Here is a 16584-nt window from a genome sequence, read left to right on the forward strand (position 1 = left end):
GCAAGTGGGAGAACCCTGTTCGTTTCCAGTGGAACTATTCGCCTAGATGCTCGCCAAGGAAGGTGTCAATCTGCAGCAGCATATTCCCACGCACTTGTCCGTGATCGAGGTAGTGATCGAAGCCATCGTATTCGACATAGGTCACGTCCGCGCCAACATTTTCCAGACGGCTTTCCATCCGGCGTGACTGTTCATGACCAACATTGACGTCGTCGGTCCCGTGGAACAGCAACACAGGGGCCTGGAACCGATCAGCATTCTCGGCCGGGCTCCCTTCATCAATATGCGGGCCACTCCCGATGAAGCGACGCATAACTTGATAGTTCGTGTAGTCACGCCATTGCTCTGTAAGCAATTCAAGATCGGTCACCGGAGCGATGCCGACCACGGCCTTGTACAAGCTTGCATCAAGCACTTGGGATTGCAGCGCAGCATAGCCGCCATAGGACCACCCAACGATGCCAAGACGTTCGGGATCAGCAATACCCTCTGAGATCAACCAGCGCCCGGCGTCATTCACATCACCAATCGCTGTTTGCCATTCCTGGAATCCATTGCGACCAAACCATGCTTCACCGTAACCGGTCGAACCTCTGAAGTTCGGCTGCAGAACCGCATATCCACGCGCAGCGAAGAATTGGACCATCCAGTCAAATCCCCATTCATCGCGCGCACCAGGCCCGCCATGCGGCATGACGATTGCACCGATTGGCCCCTCGGCACCGTTCGGCATCGTCAGGTAGCCGGGAATTTCGGTCCCGTCCGCCGCAGGAAAGGTGATTGGCTGCATCTGCGCCATAGGCAATTCTGCGACATGGTCACGCACCGGAAGTAGCGGAGACATCGACATCGTATCGAGCTCCAGCAGATAGGTCATACCGGGATCAACATCGCTCGAAGCAACGATGAGCAGGGTCCGCTCGTCAGCCGAGGCATCCACAATGTTGATAAGCGGCCGCCCCGGAAGCGCGTTTTGGAGTTGTTCGGCAAGTTGGGCAAATTCTGCATCAAGATATTCGATCTGACGCTTCTCAGTCGCGTAAGTCACACCGACAACCCGGCGCTGGCGACCAACCCGAATAAGACCGTCAACATCCACATCACTTCTCGCCAACACTAGTTCAGCGCTGGAACCTTCGGATAGCGGAGCACGGTAGAGGGCAGTGAACCCGTCACGATCTTGGAAGCCATAGGCTACGTTACTCGCCGCATCCACGGCCACCGGGCGAAATGCGGAGAGGTTACCATCGAAGGAGTTCCAACGGTTACCTCCCGACTCGCGATAGAAATACTCACGTTCGCCGGTCAGGCGGCCATTCACGTCTCGTGGACTGCGAACCTTAAGTCGAATCTCCCCGTTGTCGTCTGCAATGTACCGTGAGGCATACTCATCCGGGTCTTCGACCGTGCGACGACGATTGCGACTGACATCGACCATTTCGACGCCCAGCCCAGTCTCCGTATTGGCGAGACGTGTTCCACGAGTGTCCTCGGCAAGGAACTCGCGGGTCATCAGGATCCGGTTTTCCTCACCAGGAACATCCAGCGCCACGACCGATCCACCATCCTGCATCGAACCATAGGCTCTCGTCGAACGACGCGACGTTAGCAAACGCGGATCGTCTTCTTCGGATGTCGGCACCGAGATCATGCGATTGTAGTAGATGGGAACACTGCCATCGGCGCGAGTGAACCCAACGATCTCACACACCAGCCAACTATCATTTGCCCAGTCACAACCCGTCAGCTCGGCATCGGGCTCACCCAGGCTTGTGAGCGCTTGCGGCTCTGCCGGACCGTTGAGGTTAATCACATAGAGAACCTCGGCGGTGCCGTTGTTCGATGTGATGTAGGCAATCTGGTCTCCAGACGGCGACAGACTGATATCCAGAACGGATGGCCTCGCGCCGAAACGTCCAGCCAGCTCTTCAGCACTCATTTCCTGCGCAACCGCAGCACTCGAAACCGCCATTGCCGAAACAGCAACTGTGGCGAGCAAAGCCTTGAAAGTCATACAAGTCCCCTTTGGGACTCAGATTAATGCGCTAACCCTTCGAATCAAGGTAGCTGGCGCGAAGTTCCTTCGCAAAGGCGGCAAAGCGTCCCTCGGCAATCGCATCACGCATCGCTCCCATCAACTGCTGATAGAAACTAAGATTGTGCTCGGTCACCAGCATGGCGCCGAGGATCTCGCCCGACTTGTGCAGATGGTGGAGATAGGCCCGTGAATAGCTGGTACAGGTCGGGCATGGACACTTGGGATCGAGTGGCCCAGTATCTTCCTTGTGCGCGGCATTGCGCAGATTGACTGCGCCGGTCCATGTGAAAGCCTGCCCGTTACGCCCGGATCGCGTCGGTAAGACACAGTCAAACATATCGACCCCGCGCTCGACCGCGCCGACAAGGTCATCAGGCTTGCCCACTCCCATCAGGTATCGCGGAGCATCCTCGGGCAGCATTCCAGGTGCATAGTCGAGCACGCCAAACATGGCTTCCTGCCCTTCCCCCACAGCAAGGCCACCAATCGCGTAGCCATCAAACCCGATAGCGCGCAGTGCCTCTGCCGAGCGGCCGCGCAGCTCTTTATCGAGCGCACCCTGCATGATGCCGAACAGTGCAGAGCGGGATGCGTGCTCCTGTCCGCTGTCAAACCCGTCACGGCTCCGCTGCGCCCAGCGCATGGAAAGCTCCATGCTTTCCTCGATCTCTTTGAGCGGACGGTCCGCGCGCGGGCACTCGTCGAAGGCCATCACGATGTCGGAGCCGAGCAGCCGCTGGATCTCCATGCTACGTTCGGGCGTGAGCATATGCTTCGAGCCATCGATATGGCTGCGGAACTCCACGCCCTTCTCGGTCAGCTTGCGCAGCTCTGACAGGCTCATCACCTGATAGCCGCCGCTATCTGTCAGGATCGGACGGTTCCAACGCATGAAATCGTGCAGACCGCCCAGCTTGGCGACGCGCTCTGCGCCGGGTCGTAGCATCAGGTGATAGGTGTTGCCGAGAATGATATCTGCGCCCGTCGCGCGCACATCCTCGACCTTCATCGCCTTCACCGTCGCAGCGGTGCCGACGGGCATGAACGCAGGCGTCCGGATCGTGCCGCGACGCATTTTGATCTGGCCGGTGCGCGCCCGGCCATCGGTGGCCTCTACCGTGAAGCGGAAACGTGGTTTGTCAGAAGCCATAGATCAGCGTGAAGCGCGTGATGGTATCGGTGCTGACAGAACCGGCAGGCGGATTGCTGTCATATTCGATGGCCCAGGCGAGTCGGGCCGTCAGGCTGTCGCTGATACCGGCCTCCACGCCGGTAATCGCGGAAAGACTGGTGTTGGTGCTGTCGACGATCAGAAGCGCCTCACTACCGGTTTCCACGGTCGAGTTCGCATCCTGCGTCAACTTGATTGAGTCGCTCAGCTGCCAGTCGAAATCGAGCCCGAACAGACCCGCCAGTCGGCTGGTGCTGGTACCGTCGACAAATTCGGTCACCCTGTATGCAGGGCCGGCCTTAATGGACAGATCCATAGTGTCAGTATCGATCAGCTTGTAACCAAGTCCGCCCGAAACCGCATAACGTCCGGAGAAGCCCTGCCGCGTATTGCGTTCGTATTGCGCCAGGCCAAATGCGAATAGGCGCTCATTGATCTGGTAACGCGGTTCATAGCGGGCGAGAAACTGTTCACGGCTGGTAACACCATCTGTACGGCGATAGTCGGCTGAAGCACGCAGACGGTGTTCCCAGTCGATCCCTTCGCGGTTGAGTTCCAGTGCTGCGGAAATGCCGATTTCGTCACTATTGCCAGACGCCTGAAAACCGCCGATCTGGCCCTGCCCGCTCCAGTTATCGAACAGTCCGGCTTGGCGAATTTCCGCCTCCGCAGCCGCAGCCTGCTCCGCGGCGAGCGCGGCCTGCTGGGCCTGATACTCGCTCCACACGGTATCGATCTGCGTCGCGCTGTCAGGAAATGCCGTGCGCGCGGCATAGACCACCGCTTCCACATCGTCGGCATCGCCATCGGCAATCGCGGCATTGATTATCGCACGCGCAGCCTCTGGCATCGGTGCATCCTGCGCGATTGCAGGTGAAGCCAGAAGAAAAAGCGGTGCAGCAAACAGGCATGCGTTTCTCATGCGCGTTCCGCTAGCGTCTCGTACCACCGTTCGCCACCCCAAAAGCAAAGGGCCGGCCCCGCACACGGCGGAACCGGCCCCTTATTACGTGTTTGCGATCCGCTTAGAAGCGAAGGCCAAAACCGGCCGTGGCACGTGCGGAATCGAAACCGATCGTATCGAGGTTCACGCGCAGGAAGGTCGATTCACCGATCGGGAATTCGGCACCGGCACCGACCAGCCAATCGCCAGCCGTATCGTCGATACCGTCAAAATCGTCATCGGTCAGGGTCGTGCCGGGGATTTCGATGATGTTCACGAAGTCGAGATTGACCTCCTGATAGCCGCCGCGAACGTAATACTTCGCGCCACCGGCATCGCGGATACCGAAACGGGCCGAAGCGCCATATTCACTATCCACGGCATCGGTGCCGAGGTGGAAGTTGGCTTCCGCACCGATGAACAGCTGCTCACCCAGCGGCGCATCGACACCGGCAAAACCACCGAAAATGAGGCTGCCGTCATTGATTTCAACGCCGGGGAAGGCATCTTCGACTTCGCCGTCAACAGCGAGATCGTGATAACCGCCGGACACGCCGACGAAGACTTCGGCCTCCTGCGCCTGCGCGGCGGAGGGAACCGCGATAGCTGCAACAGCAGCCAGAAGAATGGTCTTTTTCATATTGCTTATCCTGCAATGTTACTTGCCCGGAAAGTCGGACGAGATGCCCAATGCGCCTGTTATTCTTGCCTGATTCTGAACAGTTTTTTCAGGTCGATTAAACGTTCCCACAGGTCGACGAATGACCATGATTACGGGATCAGCAAGCTGGAATCGCCGTAACTATAAAAGCGGTATTTCTGCGCGATGGCATGCGCATAGACCGCCATCATCTGCTCTCTCCCCATAAGCGCGCTCACCAGCATCATCAGCGTGCTCTTGGGAAGGTGGAAGTTGGTCATCAGCCCGTCTACCGCGCGGAAGCGGTAGCCTGGTGTGATGAAGATGTCGGTGTCCGCTGCGAAGGGACGGATGATACCATGCTCGTCAGTCGCGCTTTCCAGTGTGCGCAGGCTGGTTGTCCCCACCGCGATCACACGCCCGCCATCAGCGCGCGCTGCATTCAGCCGCCCGGCAACATCGGCGGTAATACGACCCCATTCGCTGTGCATCCGGTGATCGTCGGTATCGTCTGCCTTTACCGGCAGGAAAGTACCTGCGCCAACGTGCAGAGTAATGGTCTCACGCCCGATGCCGCGATCATCCAGTGCCGCGATCAATTCCGGAGTGAAGTGCAATGCCGCAGTAGGAGCTGCGACTGCGCCATCCTCCTCGGCAAACATGGTCTGGTAGTCTTGAGCGTCCTGTTCGTCGGTCGCTCGCTTGCCTGCAATGTAAGGAGGCAGAGGCATGGTCCCGGCCCTGTCGAGCAGCACTTCAACCGGTTCAGACCCTTCAAAGGCAAGCGTGAACGCCCCATCGTGATGACGCGCTTCGGCAATGGCGGTAACTCCGCCGCCAAAGGTAATCTGATCACCTTCGCGCACTCGCTTGGCATTGCGGATAAACGCCTGCCAGCGTCGCAAGTCGATGCGCTTGTGCAGAGTCGCGCCAATCTTCGCCTCTCCGCGCTGCCCTTCGAGCTGCGCAGGGATAACGCGTGTATCGTTGAAGACGAGCACATCGCCCGGCTCCAGCAGTTGCGGCAGGTCACGCACGCCGCGATCTTCGAAGGGTGTATCACCGCGTGCCACGAGCATTCGCGCTGAATCGCGCGGGCGCACAGGTCGCAAGGCGATCAGCTCTTGCGGCAGGTCAAAATCGAACAGCTCAACTTTCATGGGTGGTGGCGCCCCTCCACCGGACCGTCAGCTCTCAAAGCTCCCCGTTGAGCATGTCGAGCGTGATTTCCTCTTCTTCGACTTCCTCCTGCGCCGACATCATCTGCGGGACATTGTCCGCCGCAATCGATGCTTGGAGGATCATCGTCGGGTTTGCAGGCGGCTCGCCACGCGCAATCGCATCGACGGCCGGCATGTTGGAAATCACGCGACCAAAGTTCGTGTACTGACGATCCAGAGCAAAGGTCGGATAGAAGACGATAAAGAACTGGCTGTTCGCACTGTCATTGTCATCCGGCAGGCGGGCTGCCGATACCGATCCACGGACGTGCGGCAGGAAATTGAACTCGTTTTCCAGATCGGGAAGCCCGGATTCGCCCCGCCCAGTCTGCGCCATGAAACCGTCGATCACGCGGTGGAACGGCACGCCGTTGTAGAAACCCTGCCTCGTCAGCATCTTGATTCGTTCGACATGGTTGGGCGCCCACTGCGGGACCAGACGGATGGCAATGCGCTCTCCGGTCGACAGATCCAGCAACAGGATGTTCTCGCGATCCTGCGTCATGTCGAAATTGGCACGCAGCGGAAACTCGCTCGCCTCCGCGTTGGCATTTTCGGTGTTGGTCACAGCAGGCTGAAGGTCCTGCTCCTGAGCCAATGCAGGCGTTGCGGTGAAGAATGCTGCGGCGGCAGTCGCCAGCGCGAATTTGCGAAACATGTTGGTCCGTCCGGATTGAATTTCTGAGTTGGCAGCGGTTTAGAGAGGCAGGGCTGACAGTTCAATGAACATGTGGGGCCTGACGGTGGACTGGCCGGGCCTCAGTAGTCGCCCTTGCGGCCGATTTCGGCCACACGCGCCTCGACCAGTGCCTTGACCTGCGGCGCGACAAACGGGGCAATATCTCCACCGTAGATAGCGATTTCCTTCACCAACTTGCTGGCAATGGGCTGGAGCGAAATGTCCGCCATCAGAAACACCGTCTCGATCGAGGCATCGAGCTGCTGGTTCATACCCGCCATCTGGTATTCGTACTCAAAGTCCGCCACGGCGCGCAGCCCGCGGATGATGACACCCGCGCCAACATGCTTGGCAAACTTCATCAACAGAGCATCGAAACCCTGGATCTCGACATTATCGAGGCCCAACCGCGCAATTTCGCCGCGCATCATCTCCATCCGCTCATCCGGCGTGAACATCGGATTTTTGCTGGGATTGGTGGTGACGCCAATTATGAGCTTGTCGACCAGCTTCGCCCCGCGCCGAATGATGTCGGCGTGCCCGAGCGTTACGGGGTCGAAGGTGCCTGGATATATGCCGATGCGTTGGGTCATTACCTGTCCCGCTCCACGATAAACCTCGCCAATGCGCGAAGCAGATCCGCCTCGCTGCCGTGCTGCGCCAAATGCCCGATCGCCTGCTCCGCCAAAGCATGGGCCTGCGCGCGGGCATCGTCCACACCCATCAGACTTACAAAAGTCGCCTTGCCCATATCAGCATCCTTGCGCAGCGCTTTACCGGCCTTTTCCTCGTCGCCTTCTTCATCGAGCAGATCGTCGGCAATTTGGAACGCGAGGCCGATATCGCGGGCATAGGCGCGAAGGTGCGCGCGGCCTTCTTCCGGAACCTTGCCGATGATCGCGCCCATTTCCACTGCGGCGCCCAACAGCGCGCCGGTCTTCAGTTGTTGCAGGCGGGTGATGGTGTGCAGGTCAAAATCCCTGCCAGCCGTTTCGGCAGCGATATCCATCATCTGCCCGCCCGCCATGCCTTTGTGTCCGCTGGCACTGGCAAGCGTGTAGACAAGTTCTGCACGAACGAACGGGTCTTCGCTAACCTTGTGTCCGCCAAGGATTTCGAACGCCAAATCGTGCAGCGAATCCCCCGCGAGCACAGCAATCGCCTCCGAAAACTCCTTGTGCAGCGTGGGCTTGCCGTGGCGCATGTCGTCATCATCCATGCACGGCAGATCATCGTGGATCAGCGAGTAGACGTGGATCGCCTCCAGCGCGCACCCGGCATAGACCGCCGACGCTCGGCTGGCGCCGTACATCTCCGCCACTGTCGCAACGAGCATGGGGCGAACCCGCTTGCCGCCACCAATCGCGGCGTAACGCATCGCTTCCACCAATCGCGCGGAATTGTCATCCGGCACCGGCAGCAAGCTGTCGAAGGCGTCGTCAATCTCGCGCTGGATCCTCTGTAAGCCTTGCGAGAGAATTGAATCACCGGCGAGTTTCAGACCCATGGCGGATCAGCCTGCGTCAAAGGGCTGCGTGCCCTTGGCGGCGCCGTCAGGTCCGGCAACGATCTTCTCGATCCGCTCCTGCGCTGCATCCAGGCGCGCCTGGCAATGCTGGCGCAATTTCTCACCGCGCTCGTACAGATCTATACTTTCGTCCAGCTTGGCCTCGCCGCTTTCCAGCTTACGAACGACATCTTCAAGCGCGCGCAGCGCGTCCTCGAAGCTCATATTTGCGATATCGGGGGCCTGTTCTGCCATGCGCGCAACCATTGACGCTGCCAGAGCACAGGGTCAAGCTGGCACACGTACAGGAGATGCCAATGAAGTGGATTATTGCCTATGTCGCCGCCGCTGTGGCCTTCGGAATTCTCGACAGCTTCTGGCTGCGCTGGGCCGGACCAAACCTCTACCGCCCGGTGATTGGCGAGATACTGGCAGACAGCTTCCGCATGGGCCCTGCCCTTGCCTTCTACGCCATCTACATTGCCGGTATGGTCTATTTCGGTGTTCGCCCTGGCATCGAGAGCGGCAATGTGATGCAGGCGCTTATTAACGGCGCACTGGTGGGCGGGCTTTGCTATGCCACTTTCGACCTCACCAGCCAGGCGGTAATGAAGACTTGGGCAACGCATATTTCCATTGCCGATATCGCCTGGGGCACCTTTGCAACCGGTATCGCTTCGGCAGTCTCATGTTGGGTAGTGCTGAAATTCACATCTTAAGGGGGAAATTACGCCTGTCAGGACTAGCGGCGAAACCCCCTCCCCGCTAAAGGGCGGCGCATGTCAGAAATCACTCCCGAAGTCGTCGAGCAGCACGGTCTCAGCCCCGAAGAATATGAGCGCGTGCTCGCCGGTCTTGGCCGCGAGCCGAATCTTGTGGAACTGGGCATCTTCTCGGTCATGTGGTCAGAGCATTGCTCCTACAAATCGAGCCGCCTGCACCTGAAGAAACTGCCGACCGAGGCACCGTGGGTGATTTGCGGCCCGGGCGAGAATGCTGGTGTTATCGACATTGGTGACGGGCAGGCTGCCATCTTCAAGATGGAGAGCCATAACCACCCGAGCTACATCGAGCCATACCAGGGCGCAGCAACGGGCGTTGGCGGCATCCTGCGCGATGTCTTCACAATGGGTGCGCGCCCGGTGGCGAATGCCAATGCACTGCGCTTTGGCCGCCCCGAGCATCCGAAGATGCAGCACCTCGTCAAAGGCGTGGTTGCAGGCATCGGTGGCTACGGCAACTGCGTGGGCGTGCCAACCGTGTGCGGCGAGACCAATTTCCACCCGGCCTACGACGGCAACATCCTCGTCAATGCGATGACCGTGGGTGTCGCGGACGCGGACAAGATCTTCTACTCGGCGGCAACGGGCGTCGGAAACCCCATCGTCTATGTCGGCTCCAAGACCGGGCGCGACGGGATTCACGGCGCGACCATGGCCTCTGCCGATTTCGAGGAAGACGCCGACGCCAAGCGCCCCACGGTGCAGGTTGGCGACCCCTTCACCGAAAAGCTGCTGATCGAAGCCTGCCTCGAGCTGATGGCGACCGATGCCATCGTCGCGATTCAGGACATGGGCGCAGCGGGTCTCACCAGCTCCAGCGTCGAAATGGCGACCAACGGCAAGGCGGGCATTCGCCTCGACATGGACAAGGTTCCGTGCCGCGAAGTGGGCATGACGCCCTACGAAATGATGTTGAGCGAAAGCCAGGAGCGGATGCTCATGGTCCTGAAGCCCGGCAAGGAAGCCATGGCGCAGGCCATCTTCGAGAAGTGGGAGCTTGATTTCGCAGTCATCGGCGAAGTCACCGATACGCAGCATATGGTGCTCGAATTCGGCGGCGAAGTCGTGTGCGACATTCCGCTCGGTCCGCTTGCGGCAGACGCGCCCGAGTATGATCGCCCCTACCTCTCGATGGACGATTACATCGCATGGGCCGGCATCGCGCCGATGACGGATCGCCCTGACACGAGCGACATCGGCGGCGATCTCCTCAAACTGCTCGCCAGCCCCAATCTCGCCTCTCGCGGGTGGATTTCAGAGCAGTATGACAGTCAGGTCGGTGCCGATACGCTGCAGACGGGTGGCGATGCCGGCGTTGTCCGCGTCCACGGCACGAAGAAGGCGCTAGCCATCAGCACTGACTGCACCCCACGCTATGTCCACGCCAACCCCTACGAAGGCGGCAAACAGGCAATTGCCGAGGCCTATCGCAACCTGTGCGCAGTGGGCGCGCGTCCTCTTGCGGTGACCAATTGCCTCAACTTCGCCAACCCGCAGCGGCCAGAGATTATGGCACAATTCGTCCACGCCCTCGAAGGCATGGGCAAGGCGTGCAAGTATCTCGATTTCCCGATCGTGTCGGGCAATGTCTCGCTTTACAACGAAAGCAAGGCGACCGGCGGCGGCTCTGCGATCCTGCCTACCCCCGCCATCGGTGGTGTCGGCATCATCGATGACTATGACACGATGATGACAATGCCGTTCAAGGCCGAAGGCGAAGCGATCTACCTGATCGCGCCCGAAGCTTGGGCAACGGCAGACCCGGAACGGTCGCATCTCGGAAAGTCGCTGTGGCTGAAGGAAGTGCATGGCCGCGACGAAGGCCGCGCACCACCTGTTGACCTGACCCTTGAGAAAGCAGCAGGCCGCATCGTGCTTGAACTGATTTCTGACGGTCTGGTGAGCGCCGTGCATGACGTTTCCGATGGCGGCCTCGCCGTGGCTCTCGCCGAAATGGCGATGGCTGGCGGCATTGGTGCCGATATGCACGAAGGCCATTCCGACTATACCGACGCGCAATGGTGGTTCGGCGAAGACCAGGGCCGCTATGTCATCACCGTGCCCGATACGCAGGCGTTCAACGAGGCGCTCGCCAAGGGCACCGAGAATGACGAGACCGCTGCTGTCGGCTTCACCCGCATCGGCACGACGGGCGGCGACACGTTGTTCGGCAAGTCAGTTGAAGACATGCGCGAGGCACATCGCAGTTTCTTCAGGGACTGGATGGAGGGCTGATGCCCGCCGGATACTCCGCCACTCCGCTCGCCAAGAAGCTGAACCTGCGCGACGGCATGCGCGTGTGGTTCGATGGCATGCCGGAAAGCGTGGCGGACGAGATCGGTGAATATGCGCTCGACCTTATCGGTGTCGAAGGGCCTGATAACGAGGTCGACGGAGCGCACATCTTTGTAACCGAACGGGCGCGGCTGGCGGACTTGCTCGCAAAGCTGCGTCACACCATTGCGCCAGCCGGGCAGATCTGGGTCAGCTGGCCCAAGAAATCTTCCGGCGTTGAAAGCGAAGTGACCGAGGATACAATCCGCGAGATCGCTTTGCCGCTGGGTCTTGTCGATACCAAGGTCTGCGCAGTAGACGATGTGTGGTCAGGCCTGAAACTGGTCATTCGAAAGGAACTACGTTGACCGAGAAGCACCACCCCTTCCCGCCTTTGCCCGAGCTTTCGGACGAAGAGCGTGTCGCGCGCGCCAGCGAAGCCTACGAGCACCTCAAAACGCGCCATTCCTGCCGTGATTTCTCCGATACACCCGTTCCGCGCGAAGTGATCGAAAAAGCGATATTGGCAGCGGGCACCGCGCCCAACGGGGCCAACCACCAGCCGTGGCATTTCGCCGTCATCTCTTCTCCGGAAAAGAAGAAGGCAATCCGCGAGGCAGCCGAGGAAGAAGAACGCCGCTTCTATGGTGAGGACGGTGACAAGCCCAAAGCATCGGATGAATGGCTGGATGCCCTCGCCCCCATCGGGACAGATGCGCACAAGCCTTTTCTCGAATCCGCACCGTGGTTGATCGTCTGCTTTGCGCAGCGCACCGGCGGGATCGAGGAAGACGGCAAGACGCAGAACTACTACGTCAACGAAAGTGTCGGCATCGCCTGTGGCATGCTGATTTCCGCGCTGCATTCGGCCGGTCTCGCGACACTGACGCACACTCCATCACCCATGGGATTCCTGCGCGACCTGTGTGGCCGCCCGAAGAACGAAAAGCCGCTGATGATAGTTGTGGCCGGCCTTCCGGGCGAGAACGCGACCGTGCCCGATCACGCGATCAAGAAGAAGCCGTTGAGCCAAATTGCGAGTTGGCTTTAGGCCACCCAGTCCATCTCGGGAATTTCCAGCAGCTTGAGCAGGCTCGTCAGATCTCCGCGATCAATCCAGCCGTTGCTTGCGGCGCGCGCCTTGGGCTTTGCGCGGTAGGCAATGCCATAGCTTGATGCCTGCAGCATAGGAATGTCGTTCGCCCCGTCTCCTGCAGACATGCTGACAGCACTCTCGCCCAGCGCAGCCAGTTCTTCGAGCAACACCGCCTTCTTGGTGGCGCTATCGACAATCGGGCCGTCGAGGCGACCTGTCAGTGCGCTATTTGTGACCTCCAGGCGATTGCCGACCACCCGGTCAAACCCGAGCTGTTTGGCAACAACGTCCGCAAAGTGATGGAATCCCCCGGTCACCAGCACAGTCTTGCAGCCGCGTGACTTGAGCGTTTGCACCAGAGTGCGTGCCCCCGGCGTGGACGTGATGCGTTCTTCGAGGCAGCGCGTGATGGCGCTTTCCTCAAGCCCAGTGAGCAGGCCGACACGCTCGGTCAGCGCGCTTTCAAAATCGAGTTCGCCCTGCATGGCCCGCTCGGTAATGTCGGCAACCTTGTCCTTCAGTCCGGCAAAATCAGCGAGTTCGTCGATGCATTCCTGCCCGATCATGGTCGAATCCATGTCGGATACGAACAGCTTGGGCACTTCTATAGGCGCGCTGGAGATGATCGCATCACACTCGGAAAAATGCTTGTCGAGAGCCTCCCGAAGTACAGCCCTGTCATCTCCCGGCGATTCGACCTGCAGCACGTCCCCGCAAAAGTCGAGTATCGCCGCATGCGCCACCGGTACCGATGTGTTGGCCAGCTCTGCGGTCATCGTATCGAGCCGGGTTTCCAGTGTGGCGGGGTCTGCTATCAGCCGGGTAATGAGAATGAGAAATACTCCTGATCCGCTCGCGCTCATTGCAGGGCCGACCGCCAGCGGCAAGAGCGATTGCGCGGTGAAGCTGGCAAAAGCGCTGGAGGAGCGCGGCAAGAGCGCGGTCGTGATTAACGCGGACAGCGCGCAGGTCTACGCTGATCTGCAGGTGCTCTCGGCTCGCCCGGACGAGGAAGAGATGCAGGGTGTACCCCATAGCCTGTTTGGAACATGGGACGGGGCGGAGCCATGTTCGGCGGCAGATTGGGCAGCGGCGGCGAAGGAGGAGATTGCCGCGGCGCATGAAGGCGGAGCGGTGCCGATCCTCGTCGGCGGCACGGGCATGTACATGTCGACTCTGCTCGACGGGATTGCGCCGATCCCCCCCATTGATCCAGACGTGCGCCGCGAAGTGCGCGCGCTTTCAACCGATGATGCCTACTCCGCCCTGCAGGATGCTGATCCAGAGCGAGCCGACATGCTCCACCCCAGCGACAGCCAGCGCATTGCCCGTGCTCTGGAGGTGGTTCGCTCCACGGGGCGTACGCTGGGCTCGTGGCAAGAACACAAGAGCGGCGGCATTGGCGACCAGGTAGATCTCGCCCCGCTGATCCTGCTTCCTGACAGGGAGGCACTGTATGAGCGCTGTGACACACGGTTCGCGGCGATGCTCGATCAGGGCGCTGTCGAAGAGGTCGAGGCGCTGCTGGCGCGTGGTCTGTCTTCCGAGCTGCCGGTCATGCGCGCCATTGGCGTTCTAGAGATTGCCGGATGGCTGCGCGGCGAATGGTCGCGTGAGGAAGCGATCGAGCGCGGAGCCCAGTCTACGCGCAACTACGCCAAGCGTCAGTACACCTGGTTCCGCAACCAACCTCCGCAAGACTGGTTGCGCGAGAAACCGGAAAATATCGTGATTGATGACATTTTTGAAATTTTATTCCGCCAAGGCTGTTGACACGCGCAAAACCTGTCCATAGACGGGCGATATGCGCTGCGATGCAGCATTCGAACAGGACCCGAAACCATGATTGCCCTTATCGTCGTCATTCTTGCGGAGAGCGCAGGCTGATAGGGTAGTCTTCATGTGACCACTTCCGATCGGCCTGATGCACCCCGCATCGGGCCTTTTTTATTGCGTAGGAGAAAGACATTGGCGCAGCGCTCCGGAGCCGCCCTGTTGGTAGACTGCCTGGTCAGGCAAGGGGTCGAACACGTGTTCGGCTATCCCGGCGGCGCGGTCCTGCCGATTTACGACGAGCTTTTCGGTGACGAGCGTATTCGCCACATTCTTGTGCGGCACGAAGCCGGCGCGGCCCATGCAGCAGAGGGTTATGCACGTTCAACCGGAAGGCCCGGTGTAGTGCTGGTGACCTCCGGCCCGGGCGCGACCAATGCGATTACCGGGATTGCCGATGCTTTCCTCGATTCCATCCCGATGGTCGTGATTACCGGGCAGGTAGCGACCAACCTGATCGGCACAGATGCTTTCCAGGAAGCCGACACCGTTGGCCTCACCCGACATTGCTCGAAGCACAATTACCTTGTCAAAGATCCTGAAGACCTTGTTGCAACTATCGAGGAAGCTTTCGAAATTGCTACATCGGGCCGACCCGGCCCGGTGGTTATCGACATTCCCAAGAACGTGCAGGTCGCCACGGCTTCGGACAAGCCAAAGGAACGTCGCAAGCGCTATGTGCCGCACACCGTGGGCGCAGCGGACGAAATCGCCGAAGCGGTCGAGATGATCGCTTCCGCAGAACGCCTCGTGTTCTACACCGGCGGCGGTGTGATCAATGCCGGGCCGCGTGCTAGCGAGCTACTCCGACAATTGCAGGACCGTACCGGGGCGCCGCTCACCTCCACCCTGATGGGCCTGGGCGCCTTCCCCGCCGACCATCCTGACTGGCTCGGGATGCTGGGTATGCATGGCACCTATGAAGCCAATATGGCGATGAACCAGTGCGATGTGATGGTCTGCGTGGGCGCGCGTTTCGATGACCGGGTGACCGGCCGCCTTGATGCCTTTTCGCCGCACAGCAAGAAGATCCACATCGATATCGACCGTGCGAGCATCAACAAGATCGTCCCTGTGGAGCTAGGCATCGTCGGTGATTGCGCCGCAGTGCTGGAGCAGATGCTCGAATGCTGGGGCACACGCAAATCGCGCGATCTGGGCGAATGGAAAGCACGCATCACCGGTTGGCGTGCACGTGACAGCCTCGCCTACCCACCCCGCGCGAGCGACGGCGGTAATGCCATCATGCCGCAGCTCGCTGTGGAGCGGCTGTTCGCGCTCACCAGGGATCGCGATCCGATCATCACCACCGAAGTCGGCCAGCATCAGATGTGGGCGGCACAATATTTCGGGTTCAACGCACCCAACAAATGGCTCACCAGCGGCGGCCTCGGCACGATGGGCTACGGGCTGCCCGCCGCTATCGGCGCGCAGATCGGCAATCCCGATGCGCTGGTGATCGATATTGCCGGTGAAGCGAGCATCCAGATGAACATTCAGGAGCTCGGCACCGCGAGCCAGTATCGCCTGCCGGTGAAGGTGTTCATCCTCAACAACGAATACATGGGCATGGTCCGCCAATGGCAGGAGCTGACCTATGAAAGCCGCTACTCGAACTCCTATTCGGATAGCCTGCCCGATTTCGTACGGCTCGCCGAAGCCTATGGCTGGAAGGGCGTCCAGATCACCGAGGAAGCGGGGCTCGATGCTGGCATCGAGGCGATGCTCGACCATGACGGCCCGGTGATCGTCGATTGCCGCGTGGCGAAAGAGGCTAACTGCTTCCCGATGATCCCCAGCGGCGCGGCGCACACCGAAATGCTGCTCTACGGCGACATGGTCGAAGGCACGATGGAAGACGAAGCAAAGGCCTTGGTGTAATGAAAATCGAACATCGCGCAGCAGAGCGCCATGTGCTCACCGTCACCGTAGACAACGAGCCGGGCATCCTCGCCAAGATCACCGGCCTGTTCACCGCGCGCGGATACAATATCGACAGCCTGACCGTGGCCGATATCAGCGAAGATCACGCGATCAGCCGCATTACCGTTGTCACCAACGGTCCGCCACAGGTAATCGACCAGATCATGGCGCAGCTCGAGCGGCTGGTGCCTGTTCACCGCGTCACCGACCTGACCGATGAAGGCCCGCACGTGGAACGCGAACTGGCGCTGGTGAAGGTACACGGCACCGGCGACCATCGCGTCGAAGCTCTTCGCATAGCCGACGTTTTCCGCGCCAATGTGGTGGACACCACCACAGAAAGCTTTGTGTTCGAGCTGACAGGTGCCACAGACAAGATCGATAGCTTCATCGCGCTGATGCGCGGGCTAGGTCTTGTCGAAGTAGGCCGGTCCGGCGTCGTCGGGATGATGCGCGGAGCTGAAGGAGCTTAGTTCAC

Annotated in this window: 17 protein-coding genes; 7 read left to right on the forward strand and 10 right to left on the reverse strand. The window is 60.0% G+C overall.

Annotation, left to right across the window (positions count from 1 at the left end):
• Nucleotides 1–34: 34 nt before the first annotated feature.
• The 9 genes from OOZ52_RS03625 to OOZ52_RS03665 all read right to left on the reverse strand — a co-directional run bounded on the left by OOZ52_RS03625 (nt 35) and on the right by OOZ52_RS03665 (nt 8453).
• Nucleotides 35–2014: an alpha/beta hydrolase family protein gene (locus OOZ52_RS03625; RefSeq protein ID WP_274697112.1), complete on the reverse strand. Its 1980-nt coding sequence runs from the start codon at nt 2012–2014 to the stop codon at nt 35–37.
• A gap of 31 nt (nt 2015–2045) precedes the next feature.
• Nucleotides 2046–3188 (reverse strand): tRNA guanosine(34) transglycosylase Tgt, encoded by a 1143-nt coding sequence (tgt, locus tag OOZ52_RS03630; RefSeq protein WP_274697113.1) that lies wholly within the window; start codon nt 3186–3188, stop codon nt 2046–2048.
• Nucleotides 3178–4131 carry a DUF481 domain-containing protein gene (locus OOZ52_RS03635; RefSeq protein ID WP_274697114.1) on the reverse strand — a complete coding sequence of 318 codons (954 nt, stop codon included), beginning with the start codon at nt 4129–4131 and terminating at the stop codon, nt 3178–3180. The genes tgt and OOZ52_RS03635 overlap by 11 nt, the downstream gene beginning before the upstream one ends.
• Nucleotides 4132–4234: 103 nt before the next feature.
• The gene (locus tag OOZ52_RS03640) at nt 4235–4792 is read right to left on the reverse strand and encodes an outer membrane beta-barrel protein (RefSeq protein ID WP_274697115.1); all 558 of its coding nucleotides are present in this window, start codon (nt 4790–4792) and stop codon (nt 4235–4237) included.
• 131 nt (nt 4793–4923) lie between these two features.
• A complete protein-coding gene (gene queA / locus OOZ52_RS03645; protein WP_274697116.1) occupies nt 4924–5952 on the reverse strand; it encodes a tRNA preQ1(34) S-adenosylmethionine ribosyltransferase-isomerase QueA in 1029 nt (342 codons plus the stop codon).
• A gap of 34 nt (nt 5953–5986) precedes the next feature.
• Nucleotides 5987–6670: a peptidylprolyl isomerase gene (locus OOZ52_RS03650; protein WP_274697117.1), complete on the reverse strand. Its 684-nt coding sequence runs from the start codon at nt 6668–6670 to the stop codon at nt 5987–5989.
• A 101-nt stretch (nt 6671–6771) separates the two neighbouring features.
• A complete protein-coding gene (gene coaD, locus OOZ52_RS03655; RefSeq protein ID WP_274697118.1) occupies nt 6772–7284 on the reverse strand; it encodes a pantetheine-phosphate adenylyltransferase in 513 nt (170 codons plus the stop codon).
• The gene (locus OOZ52_RS03660) at nt 7284–8198 is read right to left on the reverse strand and encodes a polyprenyl synthetase family protein (RefSeq protein WP_274697119.1); all 915 of its coding nucleotides are present in this window, start codon (nt 8196–8198) and stop codon (nt 7284–7286) included. Before OOZ52_RS03660 ends, coaD begins: the two co-directional genes overlap by 1 nt.
• Nucleotides 8199–8204: 6 nt before the next feature.
• Nucleotides 8205–8453 carry an exodeoxyribonuclease VII small subunit gene (locus OOZ52_RS03665; protein WP_274697120.1) on the reverse strand — a complete coding sequence of 83 codons (249 nt, stop codon included), beginning with the start codon at nt 8451–8453 and terminating at the stop codon, nt 8205–8207.
• A 62-nt stretch (nt 8454–8515) separates the two neighbouring features.
• Here OOZ52_RS03665 and OOZ52_RS03670 point away from each other — a divergent pair, with 62 nt between their 5' ends.
• The 4 genes from OOZ52_RS03670 to OOZ52_RS03685 are packed head-to-tail and all read left to right on the forward strand — an operon-like array spanning nt 8516 to nt 12305.
• Entirely contained in the window at nt 8516–8917 is a 402-nt protein-coding gene (locus OOZ52_RS03670) for a DUF2177 family protein (protein WP_274697121.1), read from the forward strand.
• 60 nt (nt 8918–8977) lie between these two features.
• Complete coding sequence (purL, locus tag OOZ52_RS03675) at nt 8978–11215, forward strand: phosphoribosylformylglycinamidine synthase subunit PurL (protein ID WP_274697122.1); 2238 nt, start codon at nt 8978–8980, stop codon at nt 11213–11215.
• Nucleotides 11215–11622 (forward strand): DUF3052 family protein, encoded by a 408-nt coding sequence (locus OOZ52_RS03680; protein WP_274697123.1) that lies wholly within the window; start codon nt 11215–11217, stop codon nt 11620–11622. Before purL ends, OOZ52_RS03680 begins: the two co-directional genes overlap by 1 nt.
• Nucleotides 11619–12305 (forward strand): nitroreductase family protein, encoded by a 687-nt coding sequence (locus tag OOZ52_RS03685; RefSeq protein ID WP_274697124.1) that lies wholly within the window; start codon nt 11619–11621, stop codon nt 12303–12305. Before OOZ52_RS03680 ends, OOZ52_RS03685 begins: the two co-directional genes overlap by 4 nt.
• Here OOZ52_RS03685 and serB read toward each other — a convergent pair.
• Nucleotides 12302–13213 (reverse strand): phosphoserine phosphatase SerB, encoded by a 912-nt coding sequence (serB, locus tag OOZ52_RS03690; protein ID WP_446698104.1) that lies wholly within the window; start codon nt 13211–13213, stop codon nt 12302–12304. The genes OOZ52_RS03685 and serB overlap by 4 nt on opposite strands.
• Between serB and miaA the strand changes: the two genes are divergently transcribed.
• The 3 genes from miaA to ilvN all read left to right on the forward strand — a co-directional run bounded on the left by miaA (nt 13176) and on the right by ilvN (nt 16579).
• Nucleotides 13176–14123 carry a tRNA (adenosine(37)-N6)-dimethylallyltransferase MiaA gene (miaA, locus tag OOZ52_RS03695; RefSeq protein WP_274697125.1) on the forward strand — a complete coding sequence of 316 codons (948 nt, stop codon included), beginning with the start codon at nt 13176–13178 and terminating at the stop codon, nt 14121–14123. The two genes, serB and miaA, sit on opposite strands and share 38 nt — an antisense overlap.
• A gap of 195 nt (nt 14124–14318) precedes the next feature.
• Nucleotides 14319–16064 carry a biosynthetic-type acetolactate synthase large subunit gene (gene ilvB, locus OOZ52_RS03700; RefSeq protein ID WP_274697126.1) on the forward strand — a complete coding sequence of 582 codons (1746 nt, stop codon included), beginning with the start codon at nt 14319–14321 and terminating at the stop codon, nt 16062–16064.
• Nucleotides 16064–16579 (forward strand): acetolactate synthase small subunit, encoded by a 516-nt coding sequence (gene ilvN, locus OOZ52_RS03705; protein ID WP_274697127.1) that lies wholly within the window; start codon nt 16064–16066, stop codon nt 16577–16579. Before ilvB ends, ilvN begins: the two co-directional genes overlap by 1 nt.
• The last annotated feature ends 5 nt before the right edge of the window (nt 16580–16584 follow it).

Origin of the sequence: Aurantiacibacter sp. D1-12 (genome assembly GCF_028858515.1) — a bacterium.
In the GTDB taxonomy this organism is placed as follows: domain Bacteria; phylum Pseudomonadota; class Alphaproteobacteria; order Sphingomonadales; family Sphingomonadaceae; genus Alteraurantiacibacter.

What these genes read in the sequence shown, in the direction of transcription:
- OOZ52_RS03625 (WP_274697112.1), bottom strand. Translation starts at nt 2,014, where the DNA reads ATGACTTTCAAGGCTTTGCTCGCCACAGTTGCTGTTTCGGCAATGGCG.
- tgt (WP_274697113.1), bottom strand. Translation starts at nt 3,188, where the DNA reads ATGGCTTCTGACAAACCACGTTTCCGCTTCACGGTAGAGGCCACCGAT.
- OOZ52_RS03635 (WP_274697114.1), bottom strand. Translation starts at nt 4,131, where the DNA reads ATGAGAAACGCATGCCTGTTTGCTGCACCGCTTTTTCTTCTGGCTTCA.
- OOZ52_RS03640 (WP_274697115.1), bottom strand. Translation starts at nt 4,792, where the DNA reads ATGAAAAAGACCATTCTTCTGGCTGCTGTTGCAGCTATCGCGGTTCCC.
- queA (WP_274697116.1), bottom strand. Translation starts at nt 5,952, where the DNA reads ATGAAAGTTGAGCTGTTCGATTTTGACCTGCCGCAAGAGCTGATCGCC.
- OOZ52_RS03650 (WP_274697117.1), bottom strand. Translation starts at nt 6,670, where the DNA reads ATGTTTCGCAAATTCGCGCTGGCGACTGCCGCCGCAGCATTCTTCACC.
- coaD (WP_274697118.1), bottom strand. Translation starts at nt 7,284, where the DNA reads ATGACCCAACGCATCGGCATATATCCAGGCACCTTCGACCCCGTAACG.
- OOZ52_RS03660 (WP_274697119.1), bottom strand. Translation starts at nt 8,198, where the DNA reads ATGGGTCTGAAACTCGCCGGTGATTCAATTCTCTCGCAAGGCTTACAG.
- OOZ52_RS03665 (WP_274697120.1), bottom strand. Translation starts at nt 8,453, where the DNA reads ATGGCAGAACAGGCCCCCGATATCGCAAATATGAGCTTCGAGGACGCG.
- OOZ52_RS03670 (WP_274697121.1), top strand. Translation starts at nt 8,516, where the DNA reads ATGAAGTGGATTATTGCCTATGTCGCCGCCGCTGTGGCCTTCGGAATT.
- purL (WP_274697122.1), top strand. Translation starts at nt 8,978, where the DNA reads ATGTCAGAAATCACTCCCGAAGTCGTCGAGCAGCACGGTCTCAGCCCC.
- OOZ52_RS03680 (WP_274697123.1), top strand. Translation starts at nt 11,215, where the DNA reads ATGCCCGCCGGATACTCCGCCACTCCGCTCGCCAAGAAGCTGAACCTG.
- miaA (WP_274697125.1), top strand. Translation starts at nt 13,176, where the DNA reads ATGAGAATGAGAAATACTCCTGATCCGCTCGCGCTCATTGCAGGGCCG.
- serB (WP_446698104.1), bottom strand. Translation starts at nt 13,213, where the DNA reads ATGAGCGCGAGCGGATCAGGAGTATTTCTCATTCTCATTACCCGGCTG.
- ilvN (WP_274697127.1), top strand. Translation starts at nt 16,064, where the DNA reads ATGAAAATCGAACATCGCGCAGCAGAGCGCCATGTGCTCACCGTCACC.